Source organism: Legionella resiliens, from assembly GCF_021344005.1.
In the GTDB taxonomy this organism is placed as follows: Bacteria; Pseudomonadota; Gammaproteobacteria; order Legionellales; family Legionellaceae; genus Legionella; species Legionella resiliens.
This window is the reverse complement of the sequence record NZ_JAJTND010000004.1, coordinates 438457-461940: the sequence shown is the minus strand read 5'-3', so window position 1 is coordinate 461940 and position 23484 is coordinate 438457. Positions and strand designations below refer to the sequence as shown.

Here is a 23484-nt window from a genome sequence, read left to right as displayed (position 1 = left end):
ATCACTAAAATGCAGCATTGCTTTGCGTCGGAACATAAGACATTAACAAAGACCTAAAGATTTAGTTTCACATACTTCTGATTGTTCTTCAGCAACTTTGCGTTGTTGCCAGAATGTAGGTAATTGTGAAAGCGCCGCATACCTGCTTTTATCTAACTTTTTAGGAAGATCTTGGATGGGTTCTTCAACGACTTCCGGTTTAGATAGAGTAGGTTTATCAGTGGCTGCTTTTTCTAAACGGGCTTTCATATGTTGCTCGATCAAGGCAAATTGTTTTAGGTCTATTCTGCCTTTAGATTCCCGGGTTTTATCAACCACCGGATTTCCCTGCTCGTCTTTCCTTTGCAACGTTTGAGATAACATACTGTTTGCTTGCAACACATGAGATAACTTGTTATTCATTTCATGCAGTTTCGATGTAGCAATTGAGTGAGCAGTATTTAATTGCAGTAAATAAGCTTTTAATTGTAAAACATCTGCTTCATTTAATGCAGCTTTATGATCAGCTAACCAGGAGTTCAGTTTTGAATGAGCAGTTAAAGTAATGTTATGCGGCACTCCTATACTATTTATCCAGCAAAGACTTGTTTCACTCTCTGAGTGTCGTAAAACAAAAGTTGATGTCTTCCTATTTGCTATAAGCTCCTCGTTAGTCAAAGCACCGTGAGTTTTGGGATTTTCTGGATTGATTTCTAATTGAACTTTAGCGAGATATTGTTCTCTTGCTTTGAGACACTCTCGTTTAATCCGTCTTAAATGTACTGTATTTAATTTTTCTACATCTCGGTCTTCTAATGTTGCCAGCTTCTGTGCTAACTCGTCGCCTGGAGTAAGCGGATAAACGTCACCTGTTACATCGACCCAAGAAATATGCCATTGATCATTTTTATAACTTACAGAAAAAACAATTTTACCTTGTTGCGTGGATTGACATTGTTTCGCAGCAGCTAAGTTATTAAAAACCAACACGTTTTCAGTTACTTGACGTGCGCTTTCGCGAGCTGCTTGACGCTCAATATCTCGGATTTTCTTATCTTCTAATGTAGCCTTATATTGAGCCATAAAGCTATTAATCTCTGTCAATACTTCGTCCTTCAGATCCATGATGAAGCTAGGCATTAAATGATCTTCCAAAGGCTGGTAATCCGGGACTGCGTCAATCAATTCAAGAAAGAGAAAATAATTATAGGAGCTTTTAACATTCCACTCACCATCACTAATCATGAGCTTTAATTCCTGCAACCGAGTATAAGCATCAGGAAAGTCTTTCATCACATTAATTGAGTGGCCTATTTTTTCACCACGAGTTCTAGTGTATTGATAAACCCAACCTGTTATCCATGATTTCACAGGTTGTTCGTATTTTTTTTCTGCTCTTTGAGCAATGGCAACTATTCTTTTGCGTCCTTCCTCTGACTCGTTTGCAATTATAGCCACTACCTGTTCAACAAATTCTTTAGATATTTTTAATGGTTTTTTTTTTGGCATTTTGAAACTCCTTTTCATGATGCAAAATTTATCTTTACATTAATATTAATTTCATACAAGCAGAAAATTATTATGCTAAATTGATCGCATGCGTATAGTCATGTTAATTTTTCTACATCATGCGAGGTTATAATAATTATCTTCCCCCAAACATCATTCCTTCAACCGAAGACTTAGACTTATTTTTTAAAGGCAAAATTGGACTTATTTCAGGTTTAAAACTTGTGCATTCACGAAGTATTTGTCACAGCCGCATCTCGATGGGCATAATCATCGCAGCATCTTATATAAAATATTTTATACAAATGATGCCAATTGGAAGTATAGACTCTGTTTTAAATTCTGCCATAAAAATGTGTCGATTGAATTTTGATAATAAAAAATTACCTACGCGCCTCTCTTTTCTAAAATATGCGCTTCGAGTACTTGCAAAATTAAAGTAACACGTTAACATGATTCGATAAAAAATAATAACAAAGGGATGTTATGAAATTTGCATTTTTTTCAGCCGCATTATTAGCAAGTGGTATCGCTGCAGCAGCAACTCCAGTCAATGGATGGTATTCCGGCGCATTTGGCGGATATACTCATTTAAATGGAAATGTATCTAAAAACATTTTGGGATTTCAGTTTGATAACGTTGATTACGAAAGTGGTTTTAATGCTGGATTACGTTTAGGCTATCAAAGCAATCCTATGCGCTATGAATTGGAATACACTTACTTACGTGCCAACACCCAAAACTTTCAGGTTGATTTCATCGATCAAATCGGGGTATCAGGAAACACTAATGCCAATATAGGCATGTTCAATTTTTATTATGATTTTCCTGACGTTATCCTACCCACAATTTCTCCCTTCGTAGGAGTTGGTATTGGATATGCTTACATTCAAACTTCTTTAGAAGGTACAGGCCCCTTTGGCATAACTCTTTTTGACGACCATCAACATGCATTTGCTTATCAAGGAACTGCCGGGCTCACTTTTAATTTTTCAGAAAACTGGGCATTAAATGCTGCCTATCGTTATTTGGCAACAGCAAGTTCTGGTAGTTTTGGTCGGACATTACAGGCGCAAATGGGCAGTGCTGGCGTTGTTTATCGTTTTAATAACTGCGATTATAAGTAATAAATCTGACTTGGATTTATTCAAATATATACTAGGACGGTTGGATTGACGCGCGGTTTTTCTCGCACGAGGTACCAAATACAGCCGTTCCCCCTAGTTGGGGCTGGGTGCTTATTTTTTTTCTGGCGGTTGATGGATTCTTGAATAAGCCAGTATTTGCGGTTCTTGCCATAAAGTCATAAATAAAACCATAACTAAAGGCCCTACGAACAAACCAAGCAGACCTAAAGTTTCTACTCCCCCAAGAATTCCAAATAACACCGCTAAAAAAGGTAACTCGATTGCACCACCAATTAACGCAGGCTTGACAAAATGATCTGCCACAAACATCACTAAAGTCCCCCAAACCAGAACAACGATTGCGCCAATCATACTACCAAATGAAAACAGAATAATCGCTACCGTAATAAAAACTATAGGCACAACGAAGGGAATCATTGCTGCAAGTGCTGTAATAAATCCGACAAGAGTAGGTGCGGGAAAACCAACCAGGCCATAACAAATTCCCATTAGGACCCCCACACCTAACCCAACAACAATTGTTCCATTTACTGTGGCTCTCAATGCCCTAGGGAGTCTGTCTGCATAACGAAACCATCTTTTCCCTAAACACGATTCCCCAACTTGATAAATCTGCAATATTAATCGATCGCCATCGCGATAAAGGAAAAACAAACTCAAAAGGGTAAAACCTACTTGAACACTTCGATGCGCTAAATTGGAGCCTATTTGTTTTACATAATAGCTCGTTGGAGTTAACGATAAGTGAACATTAGACAGCAAGCTTTTAATCATCCCTGGCTTACCAATATAATTATCCCAATAGGTAATCAAATCATTTCCCATAAATGGAAAGTCTTTTAAAAATTTAGGGGCTGCACCACCTTGTTGATTTATATCTTGCAAGAAATTAATAAATATCTGTAACTCCTTAATCAACAAACCCAATAACCAGCTTAATGGAAGTAGAAACAATAAGCCGATTAAAGTTGTAAAGAGTAAGGCAGATAAATTATCTTTATTCCCAAAAAAATAACGCCATTTTTCATATAAAGGGAAGGTAGCAATAACAATTATGGAAGCCCAGATCAATGATGGAATAAAGCGATGAATAATGAATAAACTAAGAACTACAATTCCAACAGTCAAACCCATACTAATGAGCTCTTTATGGTTCTCATTCATTTACGCAAAACTCCATGCTAAAAGTTGCATTATTAACCAAGCAGGCACAGCAGCGAATACATCATCCAACATAATCCCAAACCCGCCGCGTACTTTTTGATCAATATAACCTATGGGTTGTGGTTTCCAAATATCAAAAATTCGAAACAAAATGAATCCCCAGAGCATCCAGATTGCTCCTTTGGGTGCCAAAAACATAGTTAATAAATACCCTACAACCTCATCCCAAACAATTCCTTTATAGTCATGCACCCCTAAATCCTGCGAAACTTTCTCACTAACCCAAACTCCCAATACAAATGCGATTAGCGTAATAAAAAGATAAACTACCCAATTAGTTCCCATAAGTAGCAAATAGAGAGGTATTGCTGCCGCTGTCCCCCAGGTGCCTGGAGCAGTAGACATTAAACCACTACCAAATCCAAAAGCGATGAAGTAAATAGGATCTTGGAAAACACTTTTTGTTAAATTTATTTGTTTCATTTTCTTTTTCTCTATACTTAGCTCATTTTAAAGGCTGTATCCAAATACGTTAATGTACCATAGACCACCCTAGTTCTTGCCTTTCTAAATATCCCCGAAAACCAGTCAAGCTCTATTTCTACGCCCCACGGCTTGTCCGCGGGGCGTAGGCAGAGAGATGATCAAGTGACAGTTCTTGCCTTCAGCCCACTAAAAATGTGAGTAACCTGCTGGTTTTAACACATGACAATGATTGTTCGCATCCTTCACTCTTAAACCGGGTGTCGCTTCAATTACTCCAACAGGATAACAATGTAAATGAACTTCCTTGCACTCATTCATCAACGAAGCCAACCGATGCTCTGGTACTGTAAAGCATAACTCATAATCATCACCACCAGTCAATGCCAAATCAACTGCTTTATCAGACCAATACTTATCCAGTAAGGGATGTACTGGAATTGCCTCTTCGTTGAGACACGCACCCACTTTACTTGCGACACAAATATGATTTAAGTCTGCACTAAGTCCATCTGAAATATCTATAGCTGCAGTTGCATAACGCCGTAAAAAATCAACTAAATCAATTCGAGGTTTGGGATGCAGTAGTTTATTCATTAATTCAGAGTTATCTTCTTTAGATATCTTCTGATTTTCAAGAAATTTAATTGCTAAGGCTGCTGCCCCCAACTCCCCTGAAACCACAATTATGTCTCCAGGTTTAGCTCCACTACGTGGTATCGCTTTGTCTTTTGGTGCAGTACCAAAAACAGTGAGCGTTATTGATAAAGGGCCTCGTGTTGTATCACCACCTATTAAAGTCATATTAAATTGGCGAAGTGAATCTTTTAATCCTTGCACAAATAAAGTAAGCCACTGTTGATTGAATTCAGGCAAGGTTAAAGAAAGAGTAATCCAACAAGGATCTGCTGCCATAGCAGCCATATCACTAACATTAGCCATAACTGACTTGCAAGCAATGTCATAAGCATTCCATTGTGGGAGAAAGTGTACCCCTGAAACCAAAGTATCTGTGCTCACCAGTAGATTCATACCTTGAGAGATGTGTACACAGGCCGCATCGTCACCAATACCTAATAATACATCATCTCGTCTGCAATCAAGTGGTTTAAAAAAGTGCTCAATAAGTGAGAATTCATCCATGATTGATTTCAATTGAACGCACCTGTCGTGCCAAACTATTTAATACGCCATTAACATAACGATATCCATCCTGGGAACCAAATTCTTTGGTCAATGATATTGACTCATCAAGAACAACTTTATAAGGAATTTCAGGACAATAAAGTAATTCAAAAGAACCAATACGCAGTACAGTTAGTTCTATTGGATTGAGTCCTGTGATCTCTCTATCAAGAAAAGGAGTAATACTTGCTTCCAAAGTTTCAACATGAGCAGGCACACCGTGCAAAATACGGCAAAAATAATCTACATCCACCTTATTCATATTATTAATAACACGAAATTGTGCTTCAATTTCATGCAATTCGCTTCCGGACATGAACCATTGATAAAGAGCCTGAAGTGCTAATTTTCGGGCTTTTCTTTTACCGCTTATTGACTGCTTTTCCACCTTAACCTCATGAACTCTTCTTAAACATCTATAAAACCCTTCTCTCATTACATTAAGAGAGGGGATAAAAAGTCACTACCAGGACTTATTTAAATTTCTACCCTCTTGGCCAACCTGTCCTATTTTTCTGCGATCCGATGCGCACATACTTCGTGTTTGCCCTGCTTCCGTGCCCGAAAATCAGGTCATTTGGCTCAAGCTAGCGAAATGTAACGAGAACCTATTCTTTATTCATCTGATCAATTGTCTGTCTAAAATCGCTGACGTCTTTAAAACGTTTATATACAGATGCAAACCGTACATAAGCAACATGATCCAAACCATATAATTCTTTCATGACCAGTTCACCAATGAGCTGAGAATCAATCTCTCTCTCACCTCTACGGCGAATTTCTTGCGTAATCGAAATAATTGATGCTTCCAGTGCATCGACACTTACCGGTCTTTTTTCCAAAGCGCGTAACATACCTGATCGTAAATTATCGATATTAAACGGCTCACGCCTACCATCACGTTTAACGATTAACGGCATGATTAATTCAGCGGTTTCAAAAGTAGTGAAGCGTTCATGACATACAAGACATTCTCGCCTTCTACGTACCTGAGCACCTTCAGCGACCAGGCGTGAATCCACTACTTTAGTTTCTTCTGCATGGCAAAAAGGACAAAACATAATTATCTATAAACCGGAAACTCACGACATAAAAGCAACACTTGCTCTTTAACCTTTGCTATAGTCGTTTCATTGTTAATATCATCAAGAATATCTGCTATCCAATTGGATAAAAGCGTTATTTCTTTTTCTTTAAATCCTCTTGTGGTTACTGCTGGGGTGCCCAAACGTAAGCCACTGGTTACAAAAGGAGAACGAGGATCATTAGGAACCGTATTTTTATTCACGGTAATATTGGCTTTATCTAAAGCCGAATCCGCATCTTTACCCGTGATGTTCTTATCAATTAAATCAACCAATAATAAATGATTGTCTGTACCGCCGGAGACAATCTTGTATCCACGTCCCATAAGTACTGAAGCCATGGTTCTGGCATTCAATAATACTTGTTGTTGATAGGTTTTAAATTCAGGCAATAAAGCCTCAGCAAAAGAAACAGCTTTGGCAGCAATTACGTGCATTAATGGGCCGCCCTGGCTACCAGGGAAAACAGAGGAGTTTAATTTCTTCTCTATTTCTTCATTGGCACGGCATAAAATCATCCCACCTCTTGGTCCTCGAAGTGTCTTATGCGTAGTAGTTGTCACTACATCTGCATAAGGAACTGGGGAAGGATAAAGACCTACCGCAATCAAACCAGCAACATGAGCAACATCTGCCATTAGATAGGCGCCTACTTTATCTGCTATTGCTCTGAATCTGGGCCAATCAAGGGTACGTGAATAAGCGGAAAATCCCGCGATAATCAATTTGGGCTTATGCTCCAGAGCCAAACCCTCTAAAACATCATAATCAATTAAACCAGTCTGGGCATCAACGCCATAAGGTATTGCCTCATAAAGCTTACCTGAAAAATTAACTTTGGAACCATGAGTTAAATGCCCCCCATGAGGTAATGCCATACCTAAAATAACATCACCAGGAGCTAATAGAGCCATCATTACTGCGGCATTGGCTTGTGAACCTGAATGTGGTTGAACATTAACGTAATCCGCATCAAAAAGTTTTTTTGCACGGGCGATGGCTAACTCTTCAGCAACATCAACATACTCACATCCACCATAATAACGCTTACTTGGATATCCTTCAGCGTATTTATTCGTTAATACGGAACCTTGGGCCTGCAAAACGCGCGGACTTACGTAATTTTCCGATGCAATAAGTTCTACATGCTCTTCTTGCCGGCGTTGTTCATCAACAATAGCTTGATATAATTCGTCATCAAAATTTTCTATGGTATAGCTTTGGTTAAACATGAGTAATCCTTGGGAAAATGTTAAGGTTTAACGATGATGTCATTACGTACTCTACTCACACCATCCACGCTCGCAGCTATAATCCCTGCTCTTTGTTTCAATCTTGGGGAAGCAACAAAACCACTGAGTTGCACTTCGTCTTTAAAGGTCTTAACTTGTATAGCTATACCTGTACGCCCTAATTGATTCACTAACGTTGCTTTCACCTTAGCAGTGGTAGTCGAACTATCCAAAAACTCTCCTGTGCTTTCACTACCTGGAGATGCAACACATGCTATGATAATTATAGATAAAAGTCCCAAAAACAGCATTTTAAGTGAGTTACGCATCCAAAAACTCCCTAAAGAAAAAACGTCATAAGACTACCACAAAATTTACTTGGTTACGAATTGTGAATACAAATCGAAAATAATGCTGTTATTTTGATTAAAAACTCGTCCCCAGCTGCAAAATGCATAACCGGGGAAGGTTAGATTCTGATTCTATCGAATAACTCTTTTGAAATTAATCATTAACTATGACTTTGGGTCCAGATTCTGAAGGATGCTTAACCACTTGGTTATTTTTCTTATCATGTCCATGAACATTGTTTGGCTTGGCATTATTTACAGTAACTTGTTTCTGTTCATTGGCATGATGACCATGGCCATGTGTCTTAACTTGAGTAGAAGCCTCTTTTGTTTTTGTATGACCTCGATGATGACGGGAAGGATGACGATAATCATGTGGACGTTCATCGAAACCATAAATTTCAGAGCGGGGAGGAACTGAGTGATAATAACCGGCCTCATAATATTCCGGTTGGGTCATTTCACACGCAGTCAAAAAAGGTAACAACAGAAGACAAGGGATAAAACGCTTCATGAACAACTCCTGAAACACAAATAAAAAAGGGAAGGTGCAACTGGATGCAACTTCCCTATCATCAAATAAGCTATTGCCTATTTTTTAAAAATTACTTATTTTTTTGCAGTAATTTCAACTTTATCGCCTTTAACACCTTTATTCATGTAATTAACGATACGTACAGTACTATTTACGTTAGTCCAACCTGAATAAATAGTGCCATAAGGGCCTTGGATTAAAAGATTCATACCAGAATGGCAGTAACCGTAATAATACAAGTCGATGTAATGAGGTGCATCATAATAGAATATTGTGAAAGGATTTAAGGGAGCCCCATCATCAAAAGTACCGTATACACGGACATTGTCGATACTGTTATTGATGATTTCAATTTCACAATAACCTGGATACATCGTTGATTTACCAGCGGACTTATGATTTTTGTCAGCTTCGGTAGCTTTTGGATGCAAATGTGCATTTGCTGCAAAAACTTGACCAATCAAACAAAAACAAAGAGCAAATAACAAGGACTTCAACTTCATGGTTTCTCCTTTGTGTGATGAAAGCAGCATAGTAGCAAAGTGTTGTATTTAGTCAATAGGATATTTTTATAACCATGAAATAAATAAAATTGAAACTTATAAGCACAATAAGGGTAATAAATTCATCTTTCATGTTATATTTGGCAAATTTTAAAAACGTATTGTTTTTTCTAGGTTTAAGTATTTCAGGGGAGCATTAATGAAAAAGCGAATGATCATCATGGGGATAGCCTTATTGATTGTTTTTGGTGGAATCATTGCTTTTAACCTGATCAAGGGAGTATTGATTAAGCGTTTCTTTGCAAACTATCAACCTCCCGCTGTCTCCGTTGCTTCAGCTGTCGCCCAGGCAGTAGACTGGCAACCGACGATTAATGCGGTGGGTAATTTCGTTGCATCTAATGGGGTTGATATCAGTTCTCAAGCTTCAGGAAACGTAGTAAAAATTGATTTTGAATCCGGGCAGTACGTTGATAAAGACGCTCCCTTAATTACGATTGATGACAGCATTGATCAAGCAATATTAAAATTTAATCAAGCAGAATTAACCCTGAAAACCTTAAGTTATAAACGCCAAAATGATTTATTCAAGCGAGGTGCCTCGCCAATTTCCAATGTTGATGAAGCCAAAGCAAATCTTGATCAAGCCCAGGCAAAATTGGATCAAACCCAAGCACAAATCAATCAAAAACATATCACTGCTCCCTTTGCTGGAAAATTAGGTATACGACAAGTCAACCTTGGGCAATTTATCAGCCCTGGGCAAACAACAATTGTTACCTTGCAAGCACTTGATCCTTTGTATCTGGAATTTTATCTCCCAGAACAACTCTACAAACGTATCCGACCGGATCAAACCATTACATTTTCCGTAGAAGCATTCCCTAATGCTCTTTTCGAGGCTAAGGTCACTGCAATTAATGCTAAAGTGGATGTCAATACACACAATATGTTAGTTCAGGGTACTCTTGCTAATTGCCCTACAGCAGCAATTAAAGATCCCAAAAAATCTCCATTAATAAAAACCCGAAAAGAGCCTATGGGAGATAAACAAATTGTCTCTTGCAGTACCGATTTAAACAGTAAAAATAAAATTCATAATTTTACCTTTGTACCGGGCATGTTTGCTTCGATTGAAATAAGCCAACCCCCTGAACCTAAAACGGTCATTGTTCCTTCAACGGCTGTATCTTACAGTTTATACGGTAATGCAGTTTACATTATAGAAAAAAATGCAGACGGAAAGAAAAACCCAGATGGTTCCGATCTGCTTACGGTCAAGCGCGTTTTTGTCACCACAGGTGAGCAACGTGGAAATTATACCGTAATCAAGAAAGGAGTTAAGGAAGGACAACTCGTTGTAAGCGCCGGAGAAATAAAATTACAAAACGGTACGCCTGTTGTAATCAATAATGATGTCAAATTAAATGAACTCAGTAATCCGGATATGTTGGAACAATAAAATCAGTTGAACGCGTAACGTAGCCTAAATGCGGCGAAACAGAAATGCCATGAAGTTAAGTTTACCTTGAGCTTATCCTACGTTCCGCGGCTTGTCCGCGGAATCCAGAAATAATGCGACATCACTGGATCCCGCGGACAAGCCGCGAGATGTAGACAAGAGACTTGGTTTCTTAACTTAATAACAGTGAGCCTGAGTATAGGCCTATTACAAAAATTTTTTTAATCAGGAACAGTTATGAAATTTACCGATCTTTTTATCAAGCGGCCTGTACTTGCCATGGTAATTAGTTTGCTCATTTTTCTTTTTGGTATTAACTCCATCTATAACATGCAAATTCGTCAATATCCTCGCATGGATAATACCGTAATTACCATTATGACAGCTTACCCGGGAGCAGATGCCGATCTTATTGCAGGATTCATTACCTCGCCTCTAGAAAAAGCGGTAGCAAGTGCAGAAGGGATTGATTACATGACCTCTTCAAGCACGCAAGGTTTAAGCACCATCACCTTGAATATTAAATTAAATTTTGATCCGCAAGTAGCCTTTACTGATGTAATGAGCAAAGTGCAACAAACCCTGAACCAACTTCCTAAAGAATCCCAACAACCGGTTATATTAAAAGCATCTGATAGTTCCACAGCATTAATGTACATCAGTTTGGACAGTACAGAAATGACCCCTCAGCAAATCACGGATTACGCCACTCGTGTCGTACAACCGCAATTGCAAACTGTAGATGGGGTAGCAAAAGCAGAAATTTTAGGTGGCGCAACTTACTCCATGCGAATTTTCCTTGATCCAATTAAAATGGCCGCGCTGGGAGTTTCCCCTTCAGATGTTTCTGCCGTACTTGCTAAAAATAATTTCCTCACAGCTGCCGGAAATACTAAAGGTGAATATGTAGCAATCAGTGTCACTGCGAAAACAGATCTGAATGATACGACGCAATTTAGTAATTTAATTGTTAAAAGCGATAAAGGATCTATTGTGCGTTTACGCGATGTCGGCAAAGTTGAATTAGGCTCACAAGATTATGATACCTCAGTCACATTCAATGGAAAAAAAGCAGTATTTATATCCATTACCCCAACACCCACAGCAAATCCTCTTACTGTAATCAGCGATGTAAGAAAAATACTTCCCTCAGTCATTAAAGAGTTTCCACCGTCTCTATCAGGAACAATAGTTTATGATGCAACAGAGTTTATTAGAGCATCTTTGGATGAAGTGACTCATACCATTATTGAAGCAGGCCTAATTGTTATCGTAGTCATTTTTCTATTCCTGGGATCGATTCGCTCAGTATTCATTCCTATCGTCACTATTCCCCTTTCATTAATTGGGGTATGTACTTTGATGCTTATGCTTGGATACAGCGTCAATTTACTTACCTTACTTGCTTTTGTTTTGGCTATTGGTTTGGTGGTTGATGACGCAATTGTGGTCGTAGAAAACGTTCATCGTCATATTGAGGAAGGAAAAACTCCTTTTGATGCTGCATTGATTGGGGCTCGGGAAATAGCCACCCCTGTTATTGCAATGACGATTACACTTGCTGCAGTGTATGCACCCATTGGGTTTATGGGTGGACTGACGGGAGCTTTATTTAAAGAATTTGCTTTTACATTGGCCAGTGCAGTAATCATTTCTGGAGTCATTGCTTTAACCCTCTCTCCCATGATGTGCTCAAGGGTGTTATCTAAAGAGATTGGTAGTGGTAAGTTTGTTCATTTTCTCGATAATTTTTTCAATAAACTTAAAGTAAAATATCAAAATGCATTACACAGTTTACTGAACACCCGAGTAATTATGCTGTTTTTTGCGGGGGTTGTTATTATTATGCTGCCTTATCTTTATACTCATACTTCAGCAGAAACTGCTCCTGATGAGGACCAAGGCTTCTTTTTTGTCATGGCGATGATCCCTCAATATGCGACACTTAATTATATTGAAGCCTTCACCAAACCATTTGATGCGATTTATAAAAGCTTCCCCGAAACAGAAAATTATTTTACCGTAAACAACAGCAGCCAAACCATCTCTGGAATGGTATTGAAACCATGGAACCAACGCAGTAAAAGCCAGTTTGCTTTAAAACAACCTTTGCAAGATAAGCTATCACAAGTTGCAGGCTTAAATGCTTTTGCAATTGTTCCTCCTCCTCTTCCAGGCGGCGGGGGCGGTACACCAGTACAATTCGTCATCAAAACAACGAATGACTTTCAAAGCTTACTCGATGTTTCCAATAAACTGACCGAAAAAGCCCAAAAAAGTGGTTTATTTATTTATGTCGATAATTCACTCAAATTCAATAAGCCACAAATTGTATTGGACATTAATCGCTCCAAAGCTTCAGAAATGGGGTTGGATATGCAAGCAGTTGGAAGCAGTCTAACCAGTGCTTTGTCAGGCGGTTATGTGAATTATTTTAACTTAGAAGGCCGCAGTTATCAGGTAATACCCCAATTAAGCCGATCATTTCGTATGACTCCCGAGCAATTAGGACAAATATATGTAAAAACCATGAACGGCACCATGGTTCCCCTTTCAACCGTAGTCACTGCAAAGGAAAAAACGGCACCTAACGCAGCATCACATTTCCAACAAATGAATTCAGCGACCATTCAAGCAGTCATGATGCCTGGAAAAACACTAGGAGAAGGTCTAGCGTTCTTACAAAATGCCGCCAATGATACTTTGCCTAAAGGTTTTTCCGCTGATTATGGTGGTGAGTCAAGACAGTTTATCCAAGAAGGAAGCGCCCTGCTCTTTGCGTTCGTTTTTGCAATCATCATTATCTTTTTGGTACTTTCAGCCCAATATGAAAGTTTTCGCGATCCTTTAATCGTTTTAATCAGCGTGCCTATGTCCATCTGTGGTGCCTTAATTCCTTTGAATTTGGGCTTGGCAAGTATCAATATCTACACCCAGGTCGGTTTGATTACCCTAATTGGATTAATTTCTAAACATGGAATTTTAATCGTTGATTTTGCCAACCATTTACAACGTGAAAAAAATCTGGATAAACGAGCAGCAGTAGAAGAGGCTGCTGGAATCAGATTAAGACCCATTCTCATGACAACTGCTGCGATGGTATTTGGTGTATTACCTCTTTTGATTGCCAGTGGAGCAGGCGCAGTAAGTCGTTTTGATATTGGACTGGTTATTGCAACTGGCTTGCTCATCGGAACGGGATTCACTTTGTTTGTAGTTCCAACTTTGTATACTTACATTGCTGAAGACCATCGTTCCAAAAAATCCGAACCTCAGTTTGATGAAGCAAAAATTCCAGATGTTCAAGTACCTACTCATAATCATTAACGATAATAGCCTGGGCGAGGCATAGCCAAACCCGGGATAATTTTAACAGCCACAAACTTAACTTTAAGTCTTCAATCTTTTGTAATCAATTCTAAATTTCTTATACTTCATATAAGGGAGAATCATTAAAAGGGTAAAATTGTGACGCCTTTTAAACGAGTTAACTTAAATTTAATATTGCATCTGGATGCCTTATTAACTGAAAAAAGTGTCAGTGGTGCTGCTGCTAAAGTATTCGTCAGTCAACCTGCAATGAGTACTTCTTTGAAGCAACTTAGAGAACTATTTAAGGATCCGCTGCTCATTCCCGCTAAAGGGGAATATCTTCTTTCTCCAAAAGCGAAAGAATTGCAACCACAATTAGAACAAGTAATGTTTGATTTAAAAAATATCTTGCACCCTAGTGAACGCTTCGATCCCCTTCATTCAAAGAGATCATTTAAGATTGCGCTACCGGATTATGTTGAATTAATCTTGTTGCCTTCCTTAATTTCAGCCCTGGAAAAACTACCCCATATTGTTATTGAAACCACTATTGAGTCCATGGCTGATAACCCTCTTCTATTTATTGATGAGAACGTCGATATCGCCATTGGGGCTATTAATGAAAACTCACTCCCCTCGTTGCTTAAAGCTGAAAAATTATATGAGGAAGAAATTATTTGTTTTGCGAGCCAGAATAATCCACTAATAAACCAGCCCATGTCTTTAAAAGATTATTTGACCAGTAAACATATTGCCTTTAGTTTTAATCCAGCCCGATACAGCCATTCAGCGGAATATTTACATAAAAGGAAAAAAGTACGTAATGACATGCTCTTTGTAAAAAATATTTTGCCCGCTATTTTTGCAGTAGCCAATTCCGACACCGTTATCTCCACGGCCCCTAGTTTTTTGATTAATATTTTTTCAGAACAATTTAATTTAAAAATGCAACCTCTACCGTTCAATCTGGAACCAACCCCTATTTACCTTGTAATGCACAGTAAGAGTCAATATGACGAAGGAGTACATTGGTTATCCAGATTAGTCAGTTCAAGCATTAAAGATTTGAACAAGTGGTAAAAGACTTGCATGTTTAAAGACATGCAAGTCTTTCAAATTCCCTCAGAAATTGCTGCGGATAACAACCTCCCTAAGTCTCCATAAGAAATTTGTATACCTCACATATAAATAATCAATTTTTAATAAATATTTTGAGCATTTATTATGCGCATATTGGTTAATCATAAATCATATTCATCACATAATTCACAAGGTCATAAAAATGAAATGTTCCACGCATGAAGAAAGAATGCAGCATCCACAAGCCAAATTAATCCCGCAAACTCTCTGGGATATACTTTTTTTAGAAGAACTCCCTGACTGTTTAATTCCCCTAATGCAAACGAAAGATGAGCATTTGTTAATTGATCGACTAAAAGCAATCCCCCTCCCAGTCTCTAAAAGCGAAATACTATGTCTATGGTTAGGGATTGCGTTCAGTCATCCTGAATTTAATTCAGAATCCCTTCAGCATATAGGAGATATGTTAGGGATGTCGGATAAAGTGATGCTTCACGCTGCGGTTTTATGGGGTAATGAGAGTTATTTTAAGGATTTAATGACAAAATATTCCAGTTCATCGCAAGATATGATTGCTGCGGATAACAATTACATTTTTATCGAATCTATCCGATACGGTCATTTATATGTCCTTCAATACATAGCTGAAAAAGCTCCGGAAAAATTGCAAGAGATGCTCGCTTCTGAGAATTATCTTGCTTTTAGCTGCGCTTTCCAAAAAAGTCATTTATCAGTTCTTCAATTTTTGGCTGAAAAAGTCCCGGAAAAATTGCAAGAAATAATTGGTGATAACATTTTTTCTGTTTTTCATCGCACCATAGAAAACGGTAGTTTATCCGTCCTTCAATTCCTGGCTGAAAAAGTTCCTGGAAAATTTCAAGAAATGATTACAGATTACAGCATTTATATTTTTCTTTGGGCTACTTCAATACAAGACCCACTACCTATCATCAATTTCTTACTGTCTCACGCCAATGCCTTTGCCTACGCCGAACAGCACCAGATTGAGTATCGTGAATATGTAACTCCTTTTATAACAAAAAAGCTTGCTGACCTTCAGGCCCTGAAAAATACCATCGAGCACGAAAATGCTTATGCAGTATTTGATATCACCTCCTCTGAGGAAGCAAAACTCTTATTTTATGTCTTAAGAAATCTCATCCGCCAAAATGACCCTGCACGAAGAGATGACATTCTACTCTTGATAGGCATCCCATCGGTGAAAGCATTAGCCCATACCGAAATCACACCTAATCACCCCAATGAATTATTACGTCTTGCCCTCAGTTTGGGCAATGAAACTGCGGCGGAACTCTTATTAGGAATTCCCGCCGTGCGCGAACTTGCCGCACAAAACAACTTTTACCGTGTGGAGCAACGCAATGGGCTTGATTTGCAGGCTTTAGCTCAAAATAGAGAATCCTCTATGACTGCGTTGACTCAAGGGGAGCAGAAACGACTTGAGAAGGCTATTACGCATTATCAGCCTATGCTCAAGCAAGCCAGTGTCCCTGCGGTGATGGAGGATTTATACACTACCCTCGCACAACAATATGAAAACAATCCAGCAACCCTCACCATCGAGCAACAAGGAAACCAAACCACAATCACGCTCCCCCTGGGCTGGGAAGCATTACAAGCCCTCCATCTCGATGCATCAACCTATCAAGATGCTCTGAAAGCCTATTATCAACATAAAGTGCATTCTGCATGGCGTTATTTATCCAAACCCAACCCCTGGATGCACGAACATGCCAGTTATGTTTATGTCAATCCGGATAATACTCAGGAAAAGTGGTCCACCTTTGAAGAATACCAATCGCTCATCGGCCTGCTTTATTTAGCAGTTATCGATAAAACCATGCCATGCCTTGACCATCATACCTTTGAATCAAGATTGGAACACTTCATCAATGAACTCGCTCTCATCGGACGCGCACATAATTGGGACAAAACACGTATCATCGCTGGTGCTGACGAAAACCAGGTCACGGAGGAATTTGATGATCTCGAAGGCGACAGACCCAGTTGCTTTTCAGGGGTGAAACGTCGTTTATTCCAATCCGTACTCGGCCATCCTTTTTTTATTCTCCTTACCGAGGACATCATCAAACAAGAAATTCGTGAATTTGTTCGCCAGCATTTTAAAGACAGCATTCATGATAGCAATCGCGACGCCATTAAAATCGCCTGGGAGAAAGGCATCATATTAGAAGAGAGAACTAATGAAGATTGGGAAGCCTTAAAAGCGATTGATATCCCTTATGAAAAATTGGATGTCTTCATCAATTCGTTAAAAAATAAATATGAGGAAGAGCAAATAGTCTCCTTTATACCTTATATCAAGAATAAATTTACCCTAAATAAGGATAAAGAGTATGAACGGGCGCATCTTCTTAAATTCGGCTACCTCCAGCTTGAAGAGCACCTTGAAGCGAATAACGAGCAAAAGGATGAACATCAAAGCAGCGCACAAGGACTCAGTCAATTTGGTCTGTTTGCTCCAGCAGAATCTTCATCGTCCTCAGAGCGAAACACTCAACAATGCCAATATGAATCATTCTAATGGAATTTGAAAATATAACTATGCAAGTCACTTTAATAAGTAAGCGTAATAACTGTCTTGAAATAAAATTCAAGACAGTTATTACGTATCCCATTAATAAATTTAAACAGCTTACATTGTTGCCTCTAATTAACTCAACTTACGATTGAATTTGTGATAATATTTCGTCTTTTATCAGTACAGGTTTAATCATGGATAAAATCTATTCCCCTGAAGCAATTGAAAAAGCATGCTATAAAAATTGGGAAAATCATCATTATTTCCAACCTCATGGTGACGGTAAAAAATATTGCATCATGCTTCCTCCTCCTAACGTCACAGGTAGCCTACACATGGGACATGGTTTTCAGCATACGATTATGGATGCGTTGACCCGTTATCATCGGATGTCAGGTGATAGAACTTTATGGCAACCTGGTACTGACCACGCAGGAATTTCAACGCAACTTGTTGTTGAGCGTCAGCTTGAGGCTTCAGGAATTTCCAGAAAAGATCTTAGCCGCGAACAATTTTTAGAACGCGTTTGGCAATGGAAAAACGAATCAGGTAATACCATCACGCAACAAATGAGACGTTTGGGTGCGTCAGTAGACTGGAGCCGTGAACGATTTACCATGGATGAAGGATTATCAGCTGCTGTACAAAAGGTATTTGTGCAACTCTTTGACGAAGGACTAATTTACCGCGGAACCCGTTTAGTGAATTGGGATCCTAAGTTAGGGACTGCAGTATCTGATCTTGAAGTACTTTCTGAAGAGGAAGATGGTTTTCTCTGGCATATTCGCTACCCAGTTGTTAACTCAAAAGAATCACTTATTGTAGCTACGACTCGTCCTGAAACCATGTTAGGCGACACAGCAGTTGCAGTACATCCTGAAGATCCGCGCTTCAAACATCTTATTGGGCAACAAGTTCTTCTACCACTTTGTGATCGGACCATCCCCATAATCGCTGACGAATATGTCGATAAAGAGTTTGGCAGCGGCTGCGTTAAAATTACACCCGCCCATGACTTTAACGATCATGAAGTAGGTAAACGCCATAACCTTCCTGTTATAAATATCTTAACCAAAAAAGCCTCTATTAATAAGAATGCTCCTTTAAAATATCAGGGTATGGACCGATTTGTAGCCCGAGAACAAATGATTAAAGATCTGGAAGCAGCTGGCTTATTAGTTAAAACAGAACCCCATAAGTTAAAAGTACCTCGTGGCGAAAAATCGCATGTCATTATAGAACCCCTGCTCACCGACCAATGGTATGTAAAAACTCAACCATTAGCTGAGCCAGCATTAGCTGCTGTGAAAAACGGTGAAATTCGATTTATCCCAGAAACCTGGACCAAAACATATTTTCAATGGATGGACAACATTGAAGACTGGTGTATTAGCCGTCAATTATGGTGGGGACATCGGATACCTGCATGGTATGACAGTAATGGTAATGTTTATGTTGGGTATAGTGAAAACGATGTACGTTTTAAATATAAAATAAAAGATTCAACGGTGCTAAAGCAAGATGAAGACGTCCTGGATACCTGGTTTTCTTCTGCGCTTTGGCCTTTTTCAACTCTGGGCTGGCCTGAACGTACCCCAGAATTAGAACAGTTCTACCCCACTTCGGTACTCGTTACCGGCTTTGATATTATCTTTTTCTGGGTTGCCCGTATGATTATGATGGGCTTAAAATTTACCGGAAAAATTCCTTTTAAAGAAGTTTTTATTACTGGATTAATTCGAGATAGTGAAGGACATAAAATGTCCAAATCTAAAGGTAATGTGCTTGATCCACTGGACATTGTTGATGGAATTGATCTCGAATCACTTATTGCAAAACGAACTTCTAATCTCATGTTGCAATCAGTTCGTGACAAGATAATCAAAAACACACGTAAAGAATTCCCTGAAGGCATTAGTGCCTATGGAACAGATGCCCTTCGCTTTACTTATTGCTCTCTTGCATCTACAGGTCGTAATGTACGCTTTGATATAGGTCGAGTAGAAGGTTATCGCAATTTCTGCAACAAACTGTGGAATGCTGCGCGGTACGTATTACTCAATACCGATGAGGAACAAATAGATTTCGATGATGGAGCGTTTCAGTATACTCCAGCAGATCAGTGGATTTTATCCCGTTTGCAACACACCATAAGCAAAGTACATCATTATTTTGAAACATATCGATTAGATTTGCTATCAAACACGATTTACGAATTTGTCTGGCACGAATATTGCGATTGGTATCTGGAGTTATCCAAGCCCGTATTACAAGATGAACATGCCTTGAGTGCTTTAAAACGAGGCACTCGCAGAACCTTGATTCACGTTCTTGATCAAATTCTTAAAATGCTGCACCCTTTAATGCCATTCATTACAGAAGCAATTTGGCAGCGTACTACAAAGTTAACCACTGATGATGGCACAAGCATTATGATTAGCGCTTACCCTCAAGTGAATCATGAATTCATCAATGATACCATTGAAGAAGAATTAGAATGGCTAAAATCAGCGATTCAAGCTGTACGCACCATCCGTAGTGAAATGTCGATTTCACCGGCTAAACTTATTCCGCTTTATATTCGTAATATTACACCAGCGCTTAAAGAGAGAATGGAAAAATATCAGCATACTTTAAAAGCGCTGAGTAAATTAAACCATATTCATTATCTGGGAGCAGATGAAAAGGTACCTGTATCTGCAACTGCGGTATTGGGTGAAATTGAATTACTCATTCCTATGGCTGATTTGATTGATAAAGACGCGGAATTGGCACGTTTAACAAAGGAATTAGCTAAATTAGAAAAAGACATCGGGCTTGCTGAAGGTAAGTTAAATAACCCTAAATTTACTGATAAAGCACCTGCAGAAATTATTGCTAAAGAACGTGAAAAATTGGCGCAGGCACAGCAAACTAAAGAAAAACTGTTACAACATAAAACCCGGGTAGAGTCCCTATAAAAATATTCTGTTTTAAAATAATTTTAAAACAACTTACTTACCGCGCTTTATGCGCGGTATCCAGGGAGAATCCAATGAAGAGAAAGATCTCTGAAAGCGGGGCAAGTCTGGATACCGCGCATACGTCGGCTAATTGGGTACAGATTAAAGATACAAGCCAGGTTGCTTGAAATCATGCTCGTATTCCTCATCAATCCTGGCTGTCAAGCAGTCAGCTTGTTAAATTAACCATTAGCTGAGACGTTCTCTTTATCTTTCCCAACAACCCTATGGCTGATCCAGCAAGCAAGCAACAAAGTAGATAACACTCCCAAATATACACCTATATTTTCCCAACCTGGACCGACCAATTGCAAAGCATCTGGGCTTTGAAAGATTGAAAAAGGAATAGCAAGCAACACGTCCATAATTGCAGAACCAGCTACCAAACCACAAGCAATTAGAGTCCCTCGTTGTTTGCGGATCATCGCTTCTTCTTTAACAGGAGTCGTGCGTTTCAAACGTTCCTGAACGAACAATGCAATCATACCGCCTATGAAAAGTGGAAATGAAGAGGAAAGTGGTAAATACATTCCTATGGCGATTCCTAAAATAGATAAATTTAAATAACGGCGTAATTTAAAAATATAATTGAGAAAAATACTAATCAGAATAATTACAGAACCAATCAACATCATGCTCCATGGTAATGAATTTCTGAACACAGCTTCCGTAATCGCAGCCATTAAAGCGGCGGTTGGGGCAGGTAACGATTGACTTATATCCATATTAGGATGAGGCATTACCCCCGCAATTCCATATACATTAAATAACAACTGCATTACCGGTGGAATAACTAAAGAAGAAATCACCACCCCCAACAATAACATCAATTGTTGTTTCCATGGTGTAGCCCCGACAAGCTGTCCCACTTTGAGATCTTGGGTATTATCATTCGCTATTGCCGCAATGCCGGTAACTACAGCGCCAATAATAATCGTAATTGCTTCAGCTGCCTGGATTTGTTGCGCACTTAAGGGTAATGGCAATAAACGATCAATAGCGACTAACAACAGCCATGCGGCAAAAAGCATTCCTGAGATGACCACTGAACTCCCAGGACTTGCCGTAACCCCTACCATACCTGAAAAATAGGCAGTAATAACCGAAAAAATAAAACCTATAAATAAGACATAAAGTACAGCAAAAAAAACTAGAGTTGGTGAATATTGATTATCCAATCCTACCTGTCCCAGAGGCAGAACAAACTGAAAAAAGAGAAACAAGATTGCGGCAAATGCACCAGTTCCTATCAATATATAAGGTAGTGGGATGTCCTTATCAATTCGCGGCAACTCAGTATCAACCTTTCCCCCTTTAGACATATATGCTTTCAGTGAAGTATGAATACTTCTAGAGAGTGGTTTAACTAATTTTAAAAAAGTCCACACTCCTGCAAACAACATAGCACCTATGCCCAGATAGCGCATTTCGCTGTTCCATAAAAAAGTTGCAGCTTGCTCAGCAGGATAATGATTTACAAATTCAGGATTAAAGTGGCTGACAACAGGCAATGCAACTAACCAAGAGATCACTGCACCCAAAAAGATACTAATCGCCATATCATGGCCAACAAGATAACCAGCACCTATCATCGTAGCGGAGAAACCCGCGCCAAGACCAAATAGCGATCGTTTTACCACAAACCAATAACCCCAACTGTTAGCAATTACTTTAAATCCTGTTTGGAATAATTCAACCAGAGCACCTACCGCTCCCCCAATTAATATGTCCTTAAGGCTCGTTTTTTCAACGGACGATTTTAATACTTCCGCAATGGCCCTTCCTTCGGGAAATTTTAAAGATTGATCATGGACTAAAATACGACGCAGCGGAATGGAAAATAATACCCCTAAAACCCCACCACAAACCGCAATGAAAAAATTAGTAAGGTAATCAAAATGATTCCAAAAACCAATAATAATTAAGGCTGGAATGGTATAAACAATCCCTCCTGCCACAGCTTCACCAGCGGATGCTGCGGTTTGCACTGCATTATTCTCAAGAATGGTTGAGTTTTTAAAAAAGCGCAAAATCCCCATGGAAATAATCGCAGCCGGAATGGATGCAGAAGTCAAAATCCCCAACTTCAAGGCAAGATACGCATTGGACATTGCCAATAAAACAGTCAGTATTATTGCAAGAAAAATAACTCGAAAAGTAAGTTCTGCTACATTTTTATCAGCAGCTATAAAAGGAGTATCAGCCATTAACGACCCCAAACACTATGCATTATTTCAGGATTGAGTAAAGAAGAAATTTGTGACAAAGGTATTTTTACCGTCTGCGGACCATAGACATAAGCCGCGACCTGGTACGTATCAAAAATAATATTTATTCCATCTGAAGAAAAAGACCAAATCTTATAATTTTTATCTATAGGCCTCGTACCTTCTTCAATCCATTTCTTATCGGAAATATTTTTCTCAGTAATTTTTTTGCTGCAGAGGCTGGCAATAGGTTTTAAATAATTTACTTCAGGACGAAATAACTCAGATAAATTAACCTGACGACCATTAATGAAATTTAATACCGCCACTGTATTTGAAGGATGTGCAGCTCCCCGGTGATAAATCGAAATATTAAAAGACACACTTAAGGCATTTTTCGTATTATAGGGCAAAGAATAAGTGACATTTAAACCTGTTTTTCCTGGTGCATCAGCAGGAATATCCGCATCATTCGTGATTTCTTTAAAAAAACTTTTTTGGGTTTTTTCAATGAAACTCAGTACTGCAGCATTGATACGGGGGTCTTTAAATTCTTGTGGGTATTTGATATCAAGAATATAAACAGGCGTCTCTTTTTTAATCGATACTGGATTTACAGCCCAAACAGCGAAAGAGCTTACGATAAAACATAAAGAGAAAATTGTTTTTAATGGTTTCAACATC

The 23484-nt window shown here is 38.8% G+C and carries 18 protein-coding genes; 6 read left to right on the top strand and 12 right to left on the bottom strand.

Features of this window, described 5'->3' with window-relative positions; genetic code table 11:
* Positions 1–42: 42 nt before the first annotated feature.
* Complete coding sequence (locus tag LXO92_RS07480; RefSeq protein WP_232890713.1) at positions 43–1488, bottom strand: hypothetical protein; 1446 nt, start codon at positions 1486–1488, stop codon at positions 43–45.
* Between the two features lie 486 nt (positions 1489–1974).
* Here LXO92_RS07480 and LXO92_RS07475 point away from each other — a divergent pair, with 486 nt between their 5' ends.
* Positions 1975–2616, top strand: coding sequence for an outer membrane protein (locus tag LXO92_RS07475; RefSeq protein ID WP_182352040.1), 642 nt, complete (start codon positions 1975–1977; stop codon positions 2614–2616).
* Positions 2617–2727: 111 nt separating this feature from the next.
* Here the strand turns inward: LXO92_RS07475 and LXO92_RS07470 are convergent, their stop codons facing one another.
* The 9 genes from LXO92_RS07470 to LXO92_RS07430 all read right to left on the bottom strand — a co-directional run bounded on the left by LXO92_RS07470 (position 2728) and on the right by LXO92_RS07430 (position 9174).
* Positions 2728–3801 (bottom strand): AI-2E family transporter, encoded by a 1074-nt coding sequence (locus LXO92_RS07470; protein WP_182352039.1) that lies wholly within the window; start codon positions 3799–3801, stop codon positions 2728–2730.
* A complete protein-coding gene (locus tag LXO92_RS07465; protein ID WP_182352038.1) occupies positions 3802–4284 on the bottom strand; it encodes a phosphatidylglycerophosphatase A family protein in 483 nt (160 codons plus the stop codon).
* 189 nt (positions 4285–4473) lie between these two features.
* Complete coding sequence (gene thiL / locus LXO92_RS07460; RefSeq protein WP_182352037.1) at positions 4474–5427, bottom strand: thiamine-phosphate kinase; 954 nt, start codon at positions 5425–5427, stop codon at positions 4474–4476.
* Positions 5420–5857, bottom strand: a complete 438-nt coding sequence (gene nusB, locus LXO92_RS07455; protein WP_182352036.1) for a transcription antitermination factor NusB — start codon at positions 5855–5857, stop codon at positions 5420–5422. The genes thiL and nusB overlap by 8 nt, the downstream gene beginning before the upstream one ends.
* Before the next feature lie 220 nt (positions 5858–6077).
* A complete protein-coding gene (nrdR, locus tag LXO92_RS07450) occupies positions 6078–6530 on the bottom strand; it encodes a transcriptional regulator NrdR (RefSeq protein WP_182352035.1) in 453 nt (150 codons plus the stop codon).
* A gap of 2 nt (positions 6531–6532) precedes the next feature.
* Entirely contained in the window at positions 6533–7786 is a 1254-nt protein-coding gene (gene glyA / locus LXO92_RS07445) for a serine hydroxymethyltransferase (RefSeq protein WP_232890712.1), read from the bottom strand.
* A 20-nt stretch (positions 7787–7806) separates the two neighbouring features.
* Entirely contained in the window at positions 7807–8115 is a 309-nt protein-coding gene (locus LXO92_RS07440) for a BON domain-containing protein (protein WP_232890711.1), read from the bottom strand.
* 175 nt (positions 8116–8290) lie between these two features.
* Positions 8291–8650 carry a hypothetical protein gene (locus tag LXO92_RS07435; protein WP_232890710.1) on the bottom strand — a complete coding sequence of 120 codons (360 nt, stop codon included), beginning with the start codon at positions 8648–8650 and terminating at the stop codon, positions 8291–8293.
* Positions 8651–8745: 95 nt separating this feature from the next.
* Positions 8746–9174, bottom strand: a complete 429-nt coding sequence (locus tag LXO92_RS07430; RefSeq protein WP_182352032.1) for a hypothetical protein — start codon at positions 9172–9174, stop codon at positions 8746–8748.
* 199 nt (positions 9175–9373) lie between these two features.
* On the opposite strand from LXO92_RS07430, the gene LXO92_RS07425 reads away from it, so the two are divergent.
* The 5 genes from LXO92_RS07425 to LXO92_RS07405 all read left to right on the top strand — a co-directional run bounded on the left by LXO92_RS07425 (position 9374) and on the right by LXO92_RS07405 (position 20551).
* On the top strand, positions 9374–10636 hold the full coding sequence (locus LXO92_RS07425; RefSeq protein ID WP_182352031.1) for an efflux RND transporter periplasmic adaptor subunit: 1263 nt from the start codon (positions 9374–9376) through the stop codon (positions 10634–10636).
* A 237-nt stretch (positions 10637–10873) separates the two neighbouring features.
* Positions 10874–13963 (top strand): efflux RND transporter permease subunit, encoded by a 3090-nt coding sequence (locus tag LXO92_RS07420; RefSeq protein ID WP_232890709.1) that lies wholly within the window; start codon positions 10874–10876, stop codon positions 13961–13963.
* A gap of 138 nt (positions 13964–14101) precedes the next feature.
* A complete protein-coding gene (lelA, locus tag LXO92_RS07415) occupies positions 14102–15028 on the top strand; it encodes a LysR family transcriptional regulator LelA (protein ID WP_340163005.1) in 927 nt (308 codons plus the stop codon).
* Between the two features lie 202 nt (positions 15029–15230).
* Positions 15231–17594, top strand: a complete 2364-nt coding sequence (locus LXO92_RS07410) for a hypothetical protein (protein ID WP_182352029.1) — start codon at positions 15231–15233, stop codon at positions 17592–17594.
* Positions 17595–17785: 191 nt separating this feature from the next.
* Positions 17786–20551 carry a valine--tRNA ligase gene (locus LXO92_RS07405; RefSeq protein ID WP_232890707.1) on the top strand — a complete coding sequence of 922 codons (2766 nt, stop codon included), beginning with the start codon at positions 17786–17788 and terminating at the stop codon, positions 20549–20551.
* A gap of 224 nt (positions 20552–20775) precedes the next feature.
* On the opposite strand, the gene LXO92_RS07400 is transcribed toward LXO92_RS07405, so the two are convergent.
* Positions 20776–22800 carry an OPT family oligopeptide transporter gene (locus LXO92_RS07400; RefSeq protein ID WP_232890706.1) on the bottom strand — a complete coding sequence of 675 codons (2025 nt, stop codon included), beginning with the start codon at positions 22798–22800 and terminating at the stop codon, positions 20776–20778.
* Complete coding sequence (locus LXO92_RS07395; protein WP_232890912.1) at positions 22800–23483, bottom strand: DUF3298 and DUF4163 domain-containing protein; 684 nt, start codon at positions 23481–23483, stop codon at positions 22800–22802. The genes LXO92_RS07400 and LXO92_RS07395 overlap by 1 nt, the downstream gene beginning before the upstream one ends.
* Position 23484: the final 1 nt, after the last annotated feature.

Bases quoted from the DNA above. Each gene is read 5' to 3' on its own strand.
- glyA (WP_232890712.1), bottom strand. From the start codon at position 7,786: ATGTTTAACCAAAGCTATACCATAGAAAATTTTGATGACGAATTATAT.
- LXO92_RS07425 (WP_182352031.1), top strand. From the start codon at position 9,374: ATGAAAAAGCGAATGATCATCATGGGGATAGCCTTATTGATTGTTTTT.
- LXO92_RS07465 (WP_182352038.1), bottom strand. From the start codon at position 4,284: ATGAAACAAATAAATTTAACAAAAAGTGTTTTCCAAGATCCTATTTAC.
- LXO92_RS07405 (WP_232890707.1), top strand. From the start codon at position 17,786: ATGGATAAAATCTATTCCCCTGAAGCAATTGAAAAAGCATGCTATAAA.
- LXO92_RS07410 (WP_182352029.1), top strand. From the start codon at position 15,231: ATGAAATGTTCCACGCATGAAGAAAGAATGCAGCATCCACAAGCCAAA.
- LXO92_RS07470 (WP_182352039.1), bottom strand. From the start codon at position 3,801: ATGAATGAGAACCATAAAGAGCTCATTAGTATGGGTTTGACTGTTGGA.
- LXO92_RS07475 (WP_182352040.1), top strand. From the start codon at position 1,975: ATGAAATTTGCATTTTTTTCAGCCGCATTATTAGCAAGTGGTATCGCT.
- LXO92_RS07480 (WP_232890713.1), bottom strand. From the start codon at position 1,488: ATGCCAAAAAAAAAACCATTAAAAATATCTAAAGAATTTGTTGAACAG.
- LXO92_RS07440 (WP_232890711.1), bottom strand. From the start codon at position 8,115: ATGCGTAACTCACTTAAAATGCTGTTTTTGGGACTTTTATCTATAATT.
- LXO92_RS07395 (WP_232890912.1), bottom strand. From the start codon at position 23,483: ATGTTGAAACCATTAAAAACAATTTTCTCTTTATGTTTTATCGTAAGC.
- LXO92_RS07430 (WP_182352032.1), bottom strand. From the start codon at position 9,174: ATGAAGTTGAAGTCCTTGTTATTTGCTCTTTGTTTTTGTTTGATTGGT.
- LXO92_RS07400 (WP_232890706.1), bottom strand. From the start codon at position 22,800: ATGGCTGATACTCCTTTTATAGCTGCTGATAAAAATGTAGCAGAACTT.
- LXO92_RS07435 (WP_232890710.1), bottom strand. From the start codon at position 8,650: ATGAAGCGTTTTATCCCTTGTCTTCTGTTGTTACCTTTTTTGACTGCG.
- nrdR (WP_182352035.1), bottom strand. From the start codon at position 6,530: ATGTTTTGTCCTTTTTGCCATGCAGAAGAAACTAAAGTAGTGGATTCA.
- thiL (WP_182352037.1), bottom strand. From the start codon at position 5,427: ATGGATGAATTCTCACTTATTGAGCACTTTTTTAAACCACTTGATTGC.
- LXO92_RS07420 (WP_232890709.1), top strand. From the start codon at position 10,874: ATGAAATTTACCGATCTTTTTATCAAGCGGCCTGTACTTGCCATGGTA.